At 60.3% G+C, this 14214-nt stretch carries 14 protein-coding genes; 3 read left to right on the top strand and 11 right to left on the bottom strand.

The window, feature by feature from the left end; translation table 11 throughout:
* Window positions 1-114: 114 nt before the first annotated feature.
* Complete coding sequence (locus C7H10_RS19020) at window positions 115-1296, top strand: MalY/PatB family protein (RefSeq protein ID WP_244178347.1); 1182 nt, start codon at window positions 115-117, stop codon at window positions 1294-1296.
* On the opposite strand, the gene C7H10_RS19015 is transcribed toward C7H10_RS19020, so the two are convergent.
* From C7H10_RS19015 to C7H10_RS19005, 3 genes are read right to left on the bottom strand one after another with little or no spacing between them, the layout of a single operon-like run.
* Window positions 1291-1818 (bottom strand): carbohydrate-binding protein, encoded by a 528-nt coding sequence (locus C7H10_RS19015; RefSeq protein WP_106696105.1) that lies wholly within the window; start codon window positions 1816-1818, stop codon window positions 1291-1293. The genes C7H10_RS19020 and C7H10_RS19015 overlap by 6 nt on opposite strands.
* Complete coding sequence (locus C7H10_RS19010; RefSeq protein ID WP_106696104.1) at window positions 1815-2783, bottom strand: DMT family transporter; 969 nt, start codon at window positions 2781-2783, stop codon at window positions 1815-1817. Before C7H10_RS19010 ends, C7H10_RS19015 begins: the two co-directional genes overlap by 4 nt.
* Window positions 2784-2829: 46 nt before the next feature.
* Window positions 2830-4248, bottom strand: a complete 1419-nt coding sequence (locus C7H10_RS19005; protein WP_425269136.1) for a succinylglutamate desuccinylase/aspartoacylase family protein — start codon at window positions 4246-4248, stop codon at window positions 2830-2832.
* 191 nt (window positions 4249-4439) lie between these two features.
* Between C7H10_RS19005 and C7H10_RS19000 the strand changes: the two genes are divergently transcribed.
* On the top strand, window positions 4440-4598 hold the full coding sequence (locus C7H10_RS19000) for a YqaE/Pmp3 family membrane protein (RefSeq protein WP_068351496.1): 159 nt from the start codon (window positions 4440-4442) through the stop codon (window positions 4596-4598).
* Window positions 4599-4611: 13 nt separating this feature from the next.
* Here C7H10_RS19000 and C7H10_RS18995 read toward each other — a convergent pair whose 3' ends face one another.
* Window positions 4612-6240, bottom strand: coding sequence for an MBL fold metallo-hydrolase (locus C7H10_RS18995; RefSeq protein WP_106696103.1), 1629 nt, complete (start codon window positions 6238-6240; stop codon window positions 4612-4614).
* Between the two features lie 288 nt (window positions 6241-6528).
* On the opposite strand from C7H10_RS18995, the gene C7H10_RS18990 reads away from it, so the two are divergent.
* The gene (locus C7H10_RS18990; protein WP_106696102.1) at window positions 6529-6957 is read left to right on the top strand and encodes a thioesterase family protein; all 429 of its coding nucleotides are present in this window, start codon (window positions 6529-6531) and stop codon (window positions 6955-6957) included.
* On the opposite strand, the gene C7H10_RS18985 is transcribed toward C7H10_RS18990, so the two are convergent.
* From C7H10_RS18985 to C7H10_RS18955, 7 genes are all read right to left on the bottom strand, one after another.
* A complete protein-coding gene (locus C7H10_RS18985; RefSeq protein WP_106696123.1) occupies window positions 6954-7283 on the bottom strand; it encodes a Na+/H+ antiporter subunit G in 330 nt (109 codons plus the stop codon). The genes C7H10_RS18990 and C7H10_RS18985 overlap by 4 nt on opposite strands.
* 11 nt (window positions 7284-7294) lie before the next feature.
* Entirely contained in the window at window positions 7295-7564 is a 270-nt protein-coding gene (locus C7H10_RS18980) for a K+/H+ antiporter subunit F (RefSeq protein ID WP_058090815.1), read from the bottom strand.
* A complete protein-coding gene (locus C7H10_RS18975) occupies window positions 7557-8051 on the bottom strand; it encodes a Na+/H+ antiporter subunit E (protein ID WP_106696101.1) in 495 nt (164 codons plus the stop codon). Before C7H10_RS18975 ends, C7H10_RS18980 begins: the two co-directional genes overlap by 8 nt.
* Window positions 8048-9577: a monovalent cation/H+ antiporter subunit D gene (locus tag C7H10_RS18970; protein WP_106696100.1), complete on the bottom strand. Its 1530-nt coding sequence runs from the start codon at window positions 9575-9577 to the stop codon at window positions 8048-8050. The genes C7H10_RS18975 and C7H10_RS18970 overlap by 4 nt, the downstream gene beginning before the upstream one ends.
* Window positions 9574-9912, bottom strand: coding sequence for a Na+/H+ antiporter subunit C (locus C7H10_RS18965; RefSeq protein WP_106696099.1), 339 nt, complete (start codon window positions 9910-9912; stop codon window positions 9574-9576). The genes C7H10_RS18970 and C7H10_RS18965 overlap by 4 nt, the downstream gene beginning before the upstream one ends.
* Window positions 9912-12719, bottom strand: a complete 2808-nt coding sequence (locus C7H10_RS18960; RefSeq protein WP_106696098.1) for a monovalent cation/H+ antiporter subunit A — start codon at window positions 12717-12719, stop codon at window positions 9912-9914. The genes C7H10_RS18965 and C7H10_RS18960 overlap by 1 nt, the downstream gene beginning before the upstream one ends.
* Before the next feature lie 123 nt (window positions 12720-12842).
* The gene (locus C7H10_RS18955; protein WP_106696122.1) at window positions 12843-14126 is read right to left on the bottom strand and encodes an MATE family efflux transporter; all 1284 of its coding nucleotides are present in this window, start codon (window positions 14124-14126) and stop codon (window positions 12843-12845) included.
* Window positions 14127-14214 lie beyond the last annotated feature (88 nt).

The following is a 14214-nucleotide window of genomic DNA, read 5'->3' as shown; positions in this document are numbered from 1 at the left end:
AACTTGCCCATGTTCGACCAAAGCGGGAGGCGCCTGCCACGGTTGGTTGCGGTCGTTGGCCGGGGCTACCACAATAGCCCTCGGCAGCCTTTCAACCAGTTGGGGAGTTCGTTTGTGGCCAGTGCGTTTGATCAGCCTGTTCGACGAGAAAATACCTGCTCGGTCAAATTTGATGCCCGCCAGGCGGTGTTTGGCCGGGAGGATGTCATTCCCGTGTGGGTGGCGGATATGGACTTTGCCGCGCCCGAGGCGGTCACCCGCGCCCTGACTGAACGGGCTCGGCACCCGGTTTACGGCTATACCCTGTTTCCTGACAGCCTCTACCAGGCAATGATCGACTGGTTTGCGCAGCGCCATGGCTGGCACATTCGCCGGGAGTGGATATTGATGGCGCCGGGGGTGGTGCCATCTCTGAATGCCGCCTGTATGGCCTACGCCGAACCCGGCGAGGGCGTGATTATACAGCCGCCGGTGTATCCGCCTTTTTTCAGCTCGGTGCGCCAGAGCGGTCGTGAAGTGATCGAAAACCCCCTGGTTCAGGATCCGCAGACCGGGCAGTACCGGATGGATCTGGAGCATCTCGAGCAATGCGCTGCCCGGCCCGATGCCAGGGTGCTGTTGTTGTGCTCCCCCCACAACCCGGTCGGCCGGGTCTGGACGGACGCGGAGCTGAAAGAGCTGCTGGCCATTGCCCGGCGCCACAATCTGGTGTTGCTCTCAGACGAGATACATTGTGATCTGACTTATCCGGACGCGGCACCGCATACCGTCCTGGGTAGACTCGCCGGAGAAGAGGATGCTCTGGTGACGGCGGTGGCTCCGAGCAAGAGTTTCAACATGCCCGGTCTTGGTCTGTCGGCCCTGGTGATCACGGACCCGGATCGGCGCAAAGCCATGAAAGCGGTGTTTGAGTCCATGCACTTGCCCCAGTGCAACCCGTTCAGCATTGCCGGCTTTGAAGCGGGTTATCGCCACGGCGCCACTTGGCTGGATGAACTGCTCGGCTATCTGCAGGCCAATCGGGATTTTGTGGCCAGCGCGGTGTCCCGGCGATTGCCAGGCATTGACGTCGATGTGCCGGAAGGCACGTATCTGATGTGGCTCGACTGTCGGAGCCTGGAGCTGGATGACGCCGGCCTCAAACGATTTTTCGTGGAGGAGGCCGGCGTGGGCATGAACCCGGGTTTGTCCTTCGGGCAACCTGGCAGTGGCTTCATGCGCCTGAACATCGGCTGCCCGCGATCCGTGCTGGAGGAGGTGATAGCGCGGATCGAGGCAGCGTTGGCTGGCCTATAGTGCCGGTTGCGACTGAATGGCGCAGTGGTTTTCCACCAGTTTCCAGTGCGGTGGCTCCTGGATACCCGGCATGTCGCCCTTGGTATCCCGGATGGCTTCCCAGATCTTGCCACCATGGCTTACCTGGCTGCCGACGGAGTAACTCTCAGCAAACAGCCATTGTTCCGGGCGTTCGCAGAATTCGGTGTCGCTGTCAGTCTGGGTTACGCCTTCTTCCACATCAGACGGATCTATGGGGTCGGGCGGCGCGTTGTCACCACCGCACTCCGGCACGGAGAACAGACGTTTCCAGTCAAACGTAATGCCTGGCTCCTTGCCTTCGTGGATTTCACGGGACTCGTACCAGTTGTCGTTGTGAAACACCACGGACCCCGCCGGGTAATAGCGGCTGGGCACCCATTCATGGTCTTCCGGATCACAGGCCTCGGCAGACGCCAATGCAGGCATGCCAAGTGCCAGGATGATCAACAACAGACCATAAAGGGTGCGAGTTCGCCTGATGCTGGGGGTGGCTTTCATCATGTGTCTCTCCCGTTTTGTTCCTGACTCCGAAGTGAATACGCAGGCTGTTGGCGACCGGTTCGCGTGGCCAACACCAGGCCTGCGAGAATCAACAGGCCGCCAATCATGTGAAACACGCCAAGCGACTCACCCAGAAAAATGCCGGCCAGTATGGATGCGAATACCGGGGTCAGGTACATGAATATGGCGGCCCTGGCCGGGCCGATCGCATGCACGCCGTGATTCCAGAATGCGTAGGCTAGGATACCGGGGAATATGGCGAAATACAGTAGCGACATGGCCGTATTTCGGGTCAGCTCGAAGCCTCCGGCGAAGAAAAACAGGTCGACCAGGTAAAACGGCAGGATCACCAGCGTGCCCAGCAGAATCTGGGTAGTCAGGAAAGTAAGGGCTGGTAACGGCACCGCCTGCCGTCTGAGCAAGACTGAGAACAACCCCCAGCTGAAGACGGCCGCCACCATGATCAGGTCACCGGGTTGTGCCTGAAGGCCAGTCAGAACCGAGAGTTCACCCCGGGCGACCACGGTCAGGATGCCTCCGATAGCCAGGGCGATGCCCAATGCCTGAATTGGCCGGGTGCGGTCGCCCAGAAGCATCCACGCCAGCAGGGCCACGAAAATAGGAATGGTGGCATTGATCAGGGCAATGTTGGTGGCGGTGGTGGTGATGGCGGCGTAGTAGAGCAGTGAATTGAACGCCGCCACACTGAAGGTGGCCAGCGCCAGCATCGAACCCAGGCGGGCGCGGATCACCCCCCGATGATGCCACATGCCGGGGAACCCGAAAGGCAGTAAAATGGCGAGGGCGATTACCCAACGCCAGAAAGACATCGACAGGGGCGGGACATGCTCAACCGTGCCTCGCGCGACCACGGCATTGCCGGCCCAGAACAGCGGTGTAAGCACCAGGCCCACATAGGCCAGGCCGGGAATTCGGGATAATATGCCAGAGTTTGCCGAAGACACATGAACTCCTGTGGATCATAGGCTGTCGGGTAAAACCCCTAGCATACTACTCTCCTGGAACTTCTGCCTCCGTACCAATGTGGTAGGCGGCAAAGCCGGCCATCACCACCTGATCCACCGCCATGCCGATGATCCTGCCGTTGGAGGTGGAGCGTATCGGGTGTTGCTCATTGGTAATCGGATCAGCCACATAGCCCAGCACCTCGCCTTCGGAGACGTGGGCACCCAGGTTAATCTCGCTGAACAGAATGCCGCCGTGTTCGGCGCGCACCCAGGTGGAATCGTAGTAGACCGGTTCCGGATCGCCCCACACAAACATCCTGGAGATCATGCCGTGCTTTTCCAGCAGGCTGTTGAGGCTATTAACCCCCGCTTCAATCTGATGCTCCTGAATTCGCAGCGACTCCCCTGCTTCCATGGTCACGGCGCGGATGCCTGCCTGGACGGCTGCCGTGCGCAGCATGCCAGGGGAGCCGGAGCTGTGCACCACCGCCATGCGGTCAAACCCACGGGTGAATTCCGCCACATCCGGATTGTTCATGTCGGCCCGCAGCTGAGGCAGGTTGGTGCGCTTGAGGGAACCGGTGTGAATGTCCACCAGCATGTCGCAGTGCCGAATGACATTCTCGAACAACGAATAGGCCACCCGGTCGGCAAGGTTGCCGTCCTTGCGGCCCGGGAAAAAGCGGTTCAAATCCCTACGGTCCGGCAGGTACCGACTGCCCTGCTGGAAGCCGGTTAGATTGACAATGGGCACGCCGATCACCCGGCCGCTGAGTTTCTCCGGATTAAGGTCATACATGGTGCGGCGAATAATCTCGATGCCGTTAAGCTCATCGCCGTGCACGGCGCCAGTCAGGCACAGGGTTGGCCCGGCATTCACGCCGTTGACCACCAGTACAGGAGTAATCTGTGACAGGCCTGCAATCTGGATCTGGGGTGACCAGGCCAGCCGCGTGGAGGTGCCGGGCAGCACTTCCTTGCCCAGCAGGGTGAAACTTTCGGCCGGCAGGGGTTCTGCCTGCGCATCAGATTCGTCCTCGGCGGCGGGCGTTTCCCCTTGTGCGGTATCTTGCAGGGCCTGAACCTCCTCTTCAGACAGTTCCGCCCCCGGCAGAGATTCCGGTTCCGGCTCAGGTTCCGGCAGGGGTGCCACTTCTTTCAGGTCGATGTTGGGGGCAATCTTGCGGGTAACGGGTACCACCAAGGGTTTGACCGTTTGTATTTGCTGGCCGGTATCTGGTGCTGAGGATTCCTGCTCGTCGTCGCTGGCGTCGTCATCTTCGCCCGGACTGCGGCGGGGTTCAGAGCGCACCACATCCTCAACGTTTTCATCCTCTGCGAGTTGGGCGACCAGCACAGACGAATCGTTGGAGTCGGCCAAGGTGACCATTGGCAGGGCGGCCGCGAAAAGCCAGATCGGAAAGTGTCGGATTGTGGAGTGTCTGGGCCTTTGAAACAGCATAAGTCCTCGAGTACCTGTCCAGTGGCCCCAAGGATAGGGCCCTGTATGGTTCATGAATACCGCTGTGACAGAGGTTTAATGCCACTTTCATGATCACGGGCCCATCTGTGGTGGCCCAGTGTGGTTGAATGTAATAACACTGCTATCTTTCAGAGATATGACTGTTATACGTGCCACGAGGAGAGAACTAAATGGACCTTTTGCGAATTCTGGTTGCGATTCTGTTACCGCCATTAGGTGTTTTTTTACAGGTGGGCCTGGGCAAGCATTTCTGGATCAATATCCTGCTGACCATCCTGGGCTACATTCCTGGCATCGTGCACGCGGTGTGGATCATCGCCAAGAAGTAGCCCGGTACCCTGGCTAGTGGGCATGCCAGAGGTTGTCTGACTGGTATGCCCGGTGTTCTGCCTCAAGTTTGAGAAGGTGTGCCAGGGCTGATCGTGCTGCCAGGCCATGAATGGCTGCTGGCACATCGTCGTAGGCTTTCGCCGTCAGGTCTTTCAGGGACACCGGCGCCAGTGCTTCCAGTGCCCGGAAGATCTTGTGCTCCCGCGATAACCGGTGGGTGATCAGGTAATCAATCACTGCCTCCGGTTGCCCCATCAGAAAGCCGTGGGCGGGCGCGATAGAGCGCACAGGCTCCTCCAATAGCTCGTACAGGGATTCCACATAGGCCTTCATATCGCCGTCCGGCGGATTGATCACCACCGTGGAGCCCTGCATGATGTGGTCACCGGAGAACAGCAACTCCTGGTCCGTCAGCAGGAAACACAGGTGGTTGGAGGCATGCCCGGGGGTATGGATCACCTTCAGAATGCCCGCCTCGCTGACAATCAGGTCGCCATGCTCCGGCTCGTCGTCCGCCTTAAAGGACTGGTCCTGGCCTGCGCCCTCCGGGGCTGGCCAGCCAAACACCCGGCAACCGGTTCGTTCTTTCAGAACCGACACGGCCGGTGAATGATCCAGATGGGTATGGGTGACCAGCACCTGGTCCACCACCCCGCCGGTCACTTCCAGAATCTTTTCGATGTGGGCCTCGTTTGCGGGCCCGGGGTCAATCACTGTAAACCGCTCAAAACCCAGAATATAGGTATTGGTGCCGGGCCCGGTCATCATCCCCGGGTTCGGTGCCGTCAACCGTACTACACCGGCCGCCACCTCCACCGGCTCACCGGGCACAATCTCCGCCCGGGTGGTGCCTTCCCCCTCCGGGTCCAGCTTGACCGCCTCATCGTAAGCCGGCGCGTTGGGTTCCAGCATCACCGGCTTGCCCTTGCGAAGCGCCGGCCAGGGATCGGTCGGAAACGCCTCCGGTGGATTGGCATGGGCATAGCGCATCAGCTCGGCGGTGGTATTGAAATCACACAACACCCGCAGGGTACGGATCGTCGGCAACCCCAACAAACGCTGCCCCGCCCGATGCTCCTCTAACGCCTGCGCAGGCGACATCCACACATGATCAATCGTCTCCTGACCATCATGCCCGGCCCGTTGCCCTTCCGGCGCCACCGCCACAAAAAACCGCGTATCAAACCGCCGCGGCGGCCCTGGCGGTGTCACCCAATGGCTCAAATACGCCAACCGGTCCAGCGGCACCACCAGCCCATGCTTCTCACACAACTGCGCCAGCGACACCTCATCCCGAAACAATGCGTCACGCTCACCAAGCACCGGATGCTCCGCACCGATAAGCTGACCGCTGCCGTCCTGAGCCAGCAGAATCCCCGCCTCCTCAAAGCACTCCCGTACTGCAGCCAGCATATAGTCGGCACCGCCTTCGTCCAGACTCATGGTCTGACTGATATCCCCGTCTTCAACACCCACAACATGCGGCTGCGCCGCCGACTCCTGCTCGTTCACCGCTCCGCCGGGGAACACATAGTAACCGGGCAGGAAAATAGCCTCCCAGGTGCGTTGCAGCAGAAGCACTTCAATGCCGTTTTCGGTATCGCGGGTAAGAACCAGGGTGGCAGCCGGGCGAATATCCATAAGTAACTCTTATTATGACGTTTTATTGGGCGCTTGCAGGAAGTCTGGGCGGGGCTTGGGGCTGGGCTTACCAGAACTGTGCGGAGCCATGGATGGCGGAGCCCAAGCGTCACATGGATGTGCCGAAGGAGCGTGTTCTGGAAAGCCCAGTCCCAAGCGCCGCTTACTCCGAAACAAAAAGCGCAGGAACAAAAAGCAAGATACCCGATAGCACCATAAGATGAGAAGTCACAACCGGAAGCGTATGATTCAGCCCAATCCAATGTTGAACCAGATCAGGACACCCCCGTGGCAAGAATCAAACTCGAATTCCCCGACAACGCCTTCAGCTTCGAAACCCGAATGCCCGTCAGAATCACCGACATCAACGGCGCCAACCACCTGGGCAACGACGCCCTCATCTCCATGCTCTCCGAAGCCCGCGCCCAGTTCCTGGTCGAACACGGCATCGAAGAAGCCGACCAGAATGGCACTGGCATCATCGTCACCGACCTGGCCACCATGTACCAGGGCGAATCCTTCTACCCGGACATGCTGCGCTTCGAAGTCGGCCTGAGGGATTTCAATAAATACGGCGGGGATTTCGTGTTCCGGGTCACCAAAGCAGACACCGGCCAATCGGTGGCCATGGCCAAATACGGTTTTGTGTTCTTCAACTACAAAACCCGGGAAGTCACCCCCATGCCCGAGAGCTTCCGGGCCAGATTTGCCGGCTAACGGTCCGGGTAATTCCGGCTCGGGCCGCCCTTATCCACACCCCGGAACAGGGCGGCTTTGGCCATCATATGGGCGCTGACTGGCGCCGTCACAAACAGGAAAACGGTCACAATCGCCTCATGCACGGACAGCGCGCCGCGCTGGAAACTGAAAAACAGCAACGAGCCGATCAGCAAACACCCCAGGCCCAGTGTGCTGGCCTTGGTGGGCCCATGCAGACGCATGAAAAAATCCCGCAACCAGGCCAGGCCAATAGAGCCAATCAGCGCAAACAAGGCACCGGCCACCAGGAACAGCGAGATCACCAACTCAAGAACGAACGGCATGGATGACGCAGTCATTCGATCACATCCCCCCGCAACAGGTACTTGGTCATTGCCACGGTTCCGACAAACCCCATCAGCGCAATCAGCATGGCAGCTTCAAACAGGATGCCCAGCGACAACCGGATATCAAACAGCACAATCAACGCAATACTGTTGATCATCAGTGTGTCCAGCGCCAGGATCCGGTCCACGATGTCGGGCCCGATGGCCAGCCGGTAAAGGTTCAGCAGGATGGCAATCGCAAACACAGTGATCGCCAGGTTAACCGCCCATTCAATCATCAAAAATCTCCTGTAACGGTTTCTCGTAGTGCTCACGGATGTCCTGAATCAGCGCAGCCTCATCCTCCAGATGCAGACAGTGAATCAACAGGCACCGGCCCTCGCGATCGTAGTGGGCGCTCACCGTGCCCGGGGTCAGCGAAATGGTGCTGGCCAATATGGTCACGGCAAAATCGTCGGTCAGGGTCAGAGGGTAAGTGAAGAACCCTGGCTCCAGCTGCCGGGAATAGAACAGAATGCGCCGGGCGACAATCAGGTTGGATTTCAGGATGTCCATCAACAACCGGCCAAGGTAGCGCAGCAACCTACCCGGATGCTTGATCTTTGAACGCTCCGGCCAGAACGGCTGGGTGACCCGGGAAATCACCACCGCCAGCACCGCACCCAGCAACAGGTGGGCAAAGCTGAACTCATTCATCAGCAGCCATAACAGCAGCAGAAAGCCGGCGAACAGAGGGTGTGGCACCCAGCGCTGTAACCAGTTCATGGGGTGAGCCCTCCCGTTTTCGTGGCGGGCTCACCAAGCACCGCCTGAACGTAGGCGGACGGATGATAGAGCTGGCCTGCGGTCGCGGTCATATACTCCATCACCGGCGCAGCAAACAGGGCCAGGGTGCCACTGATGCCGATAAGCACTGATACTGTGGCCACCCGCGCCGGGTCCAGCTTGCGGCGCTGGCGGCCGGTGAACGGCTCCGGTTTCCAGAACCAGCCGGAGCCGGCACGGCTGAGTGCGGCAATCATGAATAACCCGGCTAACAGTGTGATACCCCAAAGCCAGAGATAATGCGGATGCCCGGTGGCGTTTTGCAGCAGCCAGGCTTTGCTGATAAACCCGGAGAACGGCGGCAGCCCCGCCATACTGACCGCCGCCACCAGAAACAGCGTACCCAAAATCCAGCGATGGGTCAGAGGCGCGGTCACCGAGAGCAAATCGTAGCCGTCGGACCGCTGCCGGCCGATGAGGTCGGCCAGCAGGAAGAACACCGCCGCCAGGCAGGTGCTGTGCAGCAGGTAGAACAGGCTGGCGGCCAATACGGTGGTTTCGGCCATGGCAAAACTGGCCATCAGCAAGCCGCTGGACATGATAACCAGGTAAGCCGCCATGGTGCGCAGGCTGGCGGCCCCCAGCACGCCAATGGCGCCGAGGCCCAGGGTGGCCAGCGCCAGAGGCCAGAGCCAGAGGAATACCCCGGCATTGAGGGGCTGCGCCGGGTCGAGCCCGAACACAATCAGAAGCACCCGAACCATGGCGTAAAAACCCACCTTGGTCATGATGGCAAACAGCGCGGCTACCGGTGCGCTGGAAGCCGAATAGGCCCTGGGTAGCCAGAACAGCAGTGGCAGGATTGCGGCCTTGATACCGAACACCACCATCAGCAGCAGGGCGGCACCTTTGAGCAGGGTCTGGTCATCGGGGCTGGCGGCGGCAATCCGCACCGCCAGGTCGGCCATGTTCAGGGTGCCGGTCAGGCCGTAAAGAATGCCAAGGGCCAGCAGGAACAGGGCAGAGCCGAGCAGGTTGATGATCACATAGTGCAAGCCCGCCCGGCTTCTGGCCCGGCCGCCGCCGTGCAGCAACAGGGCGTAGGAAGCCAGCAGCAGGATCTCGAAAAAAACGAACAGGTTGAACAGATCACCGGTCAGGAAGGCGCCGTTAATGCCCATCAGCTGGAACTGGAACAGGGCATGAAAGTGGGAACCCTCCCGGTCGCTGCCCCGGCTGGCATAGAGCACACAAAACAGGGCAAGCAGGGCCGCCAGCAACAGCATCATGGCACTCAGCCGGTCCAGCACTAGCACAATGCCGAACGGCGGCTGCCAGTTGCCCAGCCAGTAGGTGTGGTAATCGGTTTGCGCCGCGACAACCGCCCACACGCCCAGTGCCACCAGCACGCTGGTGGAAAAAATGCTCCACACCCGCTGCCGGCCGATACTGGCCCGATGGTTTACCAGCAACCAGGCGGCGGCCAACATGGGAATGACCACCGGCAGAATCATCAGGTGAGTCATAGCCGGTCCTCGTTCGGGTTTTCTCCGTCGACGTGATCGTTGCGCAACTCCACGGCGGCTTTCAGCGACAACACCACCACGAAGGCGGTCATGGCAAAACTGATCACAATGGCGGTCAGCACCAGTGCCTGGGGCAGTGGGTCTGCGCTGGATTCCGTCAGGCCGACAATGGCCGGGGCGCCGGTTGTCAGCCGGCCCATGCTGAACAGGAACAGGTTGACGGCATGGGATAACAAGGTCAGGCCAAGCACCACGGAAAAGGTGCGGGCACGCAGAATAAGAAATACCCCGCAGGTCGTGAGGATGCCCAGAGCGGCAGCGATCATAAGTTCCATCAGCCTACCTCCTTACCTGGGCCGGCAATGGTCATCAGTTTGCCAAGGTTCGCCAGAATCAACAGGGTTGCCCCGACCACGGTGGTGTAAACGCCCAGATCAAACAGCAGGGCACTGGCCAACTCGAACTCGCCGATCAATGGCCAGTGCAGATGAGCAAAGGTGGTGGTCAGGAACGGATACCCGAACAGCCAGCTGGCAACACCAGTCAACAGCGCAATCATTAGCCCGGCACCGATCAGTGAACGGAAGTGTGTGCGCATGCGTGCCTGCGCCCAAACCAGACCGCCGGCCATGTATTGCAGGGTCAGAGCAACGGCCGTGACCAATCCCGCAATGAAACCGCCCCCTGGCATGTTGTGGCCGCGCAGGAAAATATACGCGGACACCAGCAGGGCAATGGGCAAAGCCATGTGCGCCACCATCTGCAGGATGACCGGGTGGGGCTCTGCTACCCAATGGGCGTGGCCGGATTCCGCCACCCGTTTTTTCAGATTCAGGTTGCGGGTAAAGGCGAACACCGCCACGGCGGCAATGCCCAGTACCGTGATCTCACCGAGGGTATCGAAGCCCCGGAAATCCACCAGGATCACATTCACCACGTTGGTGCCGCCGCCTCCGGGCACACTGTTGGCGAGGAAGAAGTCGGAAATGGAGTTTACCGGGCGGGTTAGCACAGCAAAGGTAAACGCAGCCACACCGCCGCCGGCGGCCAGTGCCACGAACAGATCACGGGCAATTCTGGGAAAGCGGGATTCCTTGGGTGAGCTCTGGGGTAAGAACGACAGGGCCAGCATCATGATCACCACCGCCATGACTTCAACCGACAGTTGCGTCAGGGCGAGGTCCGGTGCGGAGAACCAGGCAAAGGTGAGGGTGACAAACAGGCCGGTGACCGACAGCAGCAACAGGGCGGGTAGGCGGTGACGATGAAACAGCACAACGCCGATGGCCGACAGGCACAGGATGCTGATGCCAAACACCACCAGCGGATTGAGACTGCTCAATGGCACCGGCCCGCGCCACCGTTCCAGCCCGAGCAAGCTCCAGGCCACAAGGGCGACGGTGGTTAAGAGGATCAGCGCCAGGTAGCGCTGGAGTGAGCCATTCTCCAGGCGATAAACCAGCGTTTGAGAGAACCGAATGGTGCGCTGCATGGCGGTTTCAAAAATGTCCTTGGCATCCACTTCCGGCAGTCGTGCATGGATAGCGAAAAGCGGCTTGCGGGCCGCGTAGACTGCCAGCCCGCCCAGCATGGCCACCAAACTCATCATGGCTGGGGTGTGGGCGTCGGACAGGGCACTGAAATCATACGCTGGTAAATGAGACACGGTGGTTTGTAGCACCGCCAGATGCACCAGGTGGTCATAAATCCATTGGGGCGCCAAACCAACCAGCAACGACAGGGTCGCCAGAATGGCCAGCGGTGACAACGCGGCTGCTGGTTTGTGCTTTGGCGGCCACACCGGCAGATCCCGAGGCTGGCCGTTAAAGAAAACGTTGTGGAAGATCCGCACTGAATAGGCCACCGAGAACAGCCCCGCCACGGTGACCCAGGCCGGGATCACCACATCCGCCCAGTGGGGTGCCGTCACCAGCAGGCTTTCGGAGAACAGCATCTTCTTGCTCAGGTAGCCGCTCATCAGTGGTAGCCCCGCCATGGCAGCAGCGGGTACCAGGGTGACGATCATCAGGGCAGGCATCCAACGCCACAGGCCATTGATCAGCTGCATGTCGCGACTGCCCGTGGCCTGATCCACATAGCCTGCCATCATGAACAGCGGGGCCTTGAACAGGGCATGGCAGACCAGATGGAACAGGGCCGCCGCCATGGCCATTTCACTGCCCATGCCAATCAGCAGGGTGATCAGGCCCAGATGGGATATGGTGGAATAGGCCAGCAGGCCTTTGATGTCGTGCATGAACATGGCCACAAAGGCGCCCACCATCAAGGTCACCATGCCGGTGACGGTGATCAGGGCAAACCAGAGCTCGGTATCGCCCAGGGCCGGGTGCAAACGCGCCATCAGGAACAGCCCGGCCTTGACCATGGTGGCTGAATGCAGGTACGCGGAGACCGGCGTGGGGGCGGCCATGGCGTGGGGCAACCACAGGTGGAACGGCGCCTGGGCGGATTTGGTGAATGCGCCCAGCAGCACCAGGCTCAGCATCAGCGGGTACAGGCTGTGCTGCTTGAGGGTCTCGCCCTGAGAGAGGATATCGGACAACTGGAAGCTGCCGGCCATGTTGCCCAGCAATAGAATGCCGGCCAGCAGGGCCAGGCCACCGCCACCGGTAATCACCAGCGACATCCGGGCACCCCGGCGGGCGCCCCTGTTGGACCAGTTGAAGCCGATCAGCAGGAACGACACCAGGCTGGTCAGCTCCCAGAACACCAGCATGAACAACAGGTTTTCAGATAGCACAATGCCCAGCATGGCGGTCATGAACAGCTGGATCAGGATAAAGAAGCGGGGCGCGGTGGCTTTGCCGTCAAAGTAATAGCGGGCATACAGGATGATCAGGCAGCCAATGCCGGTGATCAGGGTGGCGAACAGCCAGCTCAGGCCGTCCAGCCGGAACGACAGGTCCAGCCCTAGTTGAGGAATCCACTGCACAGTGGTAATCAGCGCGTTCTGGTCTGAAGCCTGCGGCCAATGGCTTGCCAGCAAAAGGACGCCGGTAAAAGGTGCAACGGCAGCCAGAAGTGCATGAGCACGGATGCTGGTGCCGTCAGAGCGGCGGCTCAGTAACCAGGAAGCAAACGCTCCCAGCACCGGCAGCAAAATGATGAGTCCTGGTACCATAGCAAGGCCGGTAGCCCGGAAGGAGTATTGGGGTTAATTGTTCATCCGCCGGCAGCAATCAGGCTTGGGCGTGATAGTTAAAAGAGATTACCGAAGACTAGCACATAAATTCATTGTTAACCGTCAAGTGGCCGGGTACTTTTGTCGCAAACGGGTCATTCCTTGGCGGTACAGACTGTACGCCATCAGTCCGGCTGCCAGGTTGCCGACCAGGGCCCCAGTCATCAACCCGGTGAGACCGGACACCTGAGCGCCCAGCCAAAGCAGGGGCAGGTAGCAGGCGAATAGCCGCAGGGTTGAGATCAGTAGCGCCCGCATGGGTAATCCCAGGGCGTTGTTGATCGAGACCATCAGCATACAGACCCCCAGGCCGCTATAACTCAGCGGCACCCGCAGCAGATAGCTCAGCAGGATGTCCTGGACATCACCATCACGGCTGAACAGGGTGGAGACCAGCCCGGAGGCCGCCAGCCAAACCAGCCCCAGCACCAGTTGCCAGACCACCACAAAGCGCACGGCAATGCGCACCAGTTTGCGGATGTTGTCCAGCTCGCCGGCCCCGAGCATGCGGCCGATCATTGGCGGCATGGACATGGTCAGTGCCAGTACCACCACGATGGAGAAAAACTCTAGCCGGGTGCCTAGCCCCCAGGCGGCGACGGCGGCGGAGCCAAACCCGGCCACCAGCGAGGTGGCCAGCATGGCGGACAGGGGCGGCATCAGTTGGCTGACCATCGCCGGTGCCATGATGCCGCCGAGCTGCTTGATGGCTTTGGCCAGTTGCAGTTGCAGCAGGTCAAAGCGCAGCCATTGGCGCTTTACCAATGCCGGGAAAACCACCAGGGCACCGATCCCGAAGGCGGTGATGGTGGCCCAGGCGGCCCCGGGCAGGCCCCAGCCGAAGACAAAAATATACAGCGGGTCCAGGGCAATGTTGAGCAGGCTGGTGGCGATCATCATGTAGCCGGGTAACTTGGTGTCGCCGTTGGCACGGCAGACGGCGTAGCCGAAGTAGAGCAAGGCGCCAAGCCAGGCGGACATGAGCCACGGCACCCAGTATTCCCGGATGGCGGGCCGGAGTTGGTCTTCAGCGCCGAGGAAGTTGAGTATGCCGGTTTGTAATAGCCAGACTGAGAGGCACAGGATCAGCGCGAGGCTGGCGCCGATGGTGACGACGAGGCCGCCAAGGCGTTGGGCGCGGAGGTTGTCGCCCTGGCCCAGGGTTCTGGAAATAATGGCGGTGGTGGCGATGCCGAGGCCTACGTACATGCCGCTGACCAGTTGTTGCATGGGGACGGTGAAGCCCAGGGCGGCGAGTGGGTCGCGGCCAAGCTGGCCGACGAAGGCGCTGTCGGTGAGCTGGAAGGTCATCAGGGAGAGCACGCCGAACAGCATGGGCCAGGTCATGTGGTAGAGCTGGCGGGCCAGGCTTGGGCTTTTCGGTTGGTTCTGCACTTGGGGGTCGGTGCCTTGGGTTTTGGATTCTGGGCGTGGA

Source organism: Marinobacter shengliensis (assembly GCF_003007715.1).
In the GTDB taxonomy this organism is placed as follows: domain Bacteria; phylum Pseudomonadota; class Gammaproteobacteria; order Pseudomonadales; family Oleiphilaceae; genus Marinobacter; species Marinobacter shengliensis.
The sequence above is the reverse complement of the archived record's forward strand: the minus strand, read 5'-3'. Positions and strand labels throughout refer to the sequence as shown.

Coding starts and splice junctions, on each gene's coding strand:
- C7H10_RS19015 (WP_106696105.1), bottom strand. CDS start 1,818: ATGATGAAAGCCACCCCCAGCATCAGGCGAACTCGCACCCTTTATGGT.
- C7H10_RS19005 (WP_425269136.1), bottom strand. CDS start 4,248: ATGCTGTTTCAAAGGCCCAGACACTCCACAATCCGACACTTTCCGATC.
- C7H10_RS19000 (WP_068351496.1), top strand. CDS start 4,440: ATGGACCTTTTGCGAATTCTGGTTGCGATTCTGTTACCGCCATTAGGT.
- C7H10_RS18995 (WP_106696103.1), bottom strand. CDS start 6,240: ATGGATATTCGCCCGGCTGCCACCCTGGTTCTTACCCGCGATACCGAA.
- C7H10_RS18985 (WP_106696123.1), bottom strand. CDS start 7,283: ATGCCGTTCGTTCTTGAGTTGGTGATCTCGCTGTTCCTGGTGGCCGGT.
- C7H10_RS18980 (WP_058090815.1), bottom strand. CDS start 7,564: ATGATTGAATGGGCGGTTAACCTGGCGATCACTGTGTTTGCGATTGCC.
- C7H10_RS18975 (WP_106696101.1), bottom strand. CDS start 8,051: ATGAACTGGTTACAGCGCTGGGTGCCACACCCTCTGTTCGCCGGCTTT.
- C7H10_RS18970 (WP_106696100.1), bottom strand. CDS start 9,577: ATGACTCACCTGATGATTCTGCCGGTGGTCATTCCCATGTTGGCCGCC.
- C7H10_RS18965 (WP_106696099.1), bottom strand. CDS start 9,912: ATGGAACTTATGATCGCTGCCGCTCTGGGCATCCTCACGACCTGCGGG.
- C7H10_RS18960 (WP_106696098.1), bottom strand. CDS start 12,719: ATGGTACCAGGACTCATCATTTTGCTGCCGGTGCTGGGAGCGTTTGCT.
- C7H10_RS18955 (WP_106696122.1), bottom strand. CDS start 14,126: ATGACCTGGCCCATGCTGTTCGGCGTGCTCTCCCTGATGACCTTCCAG.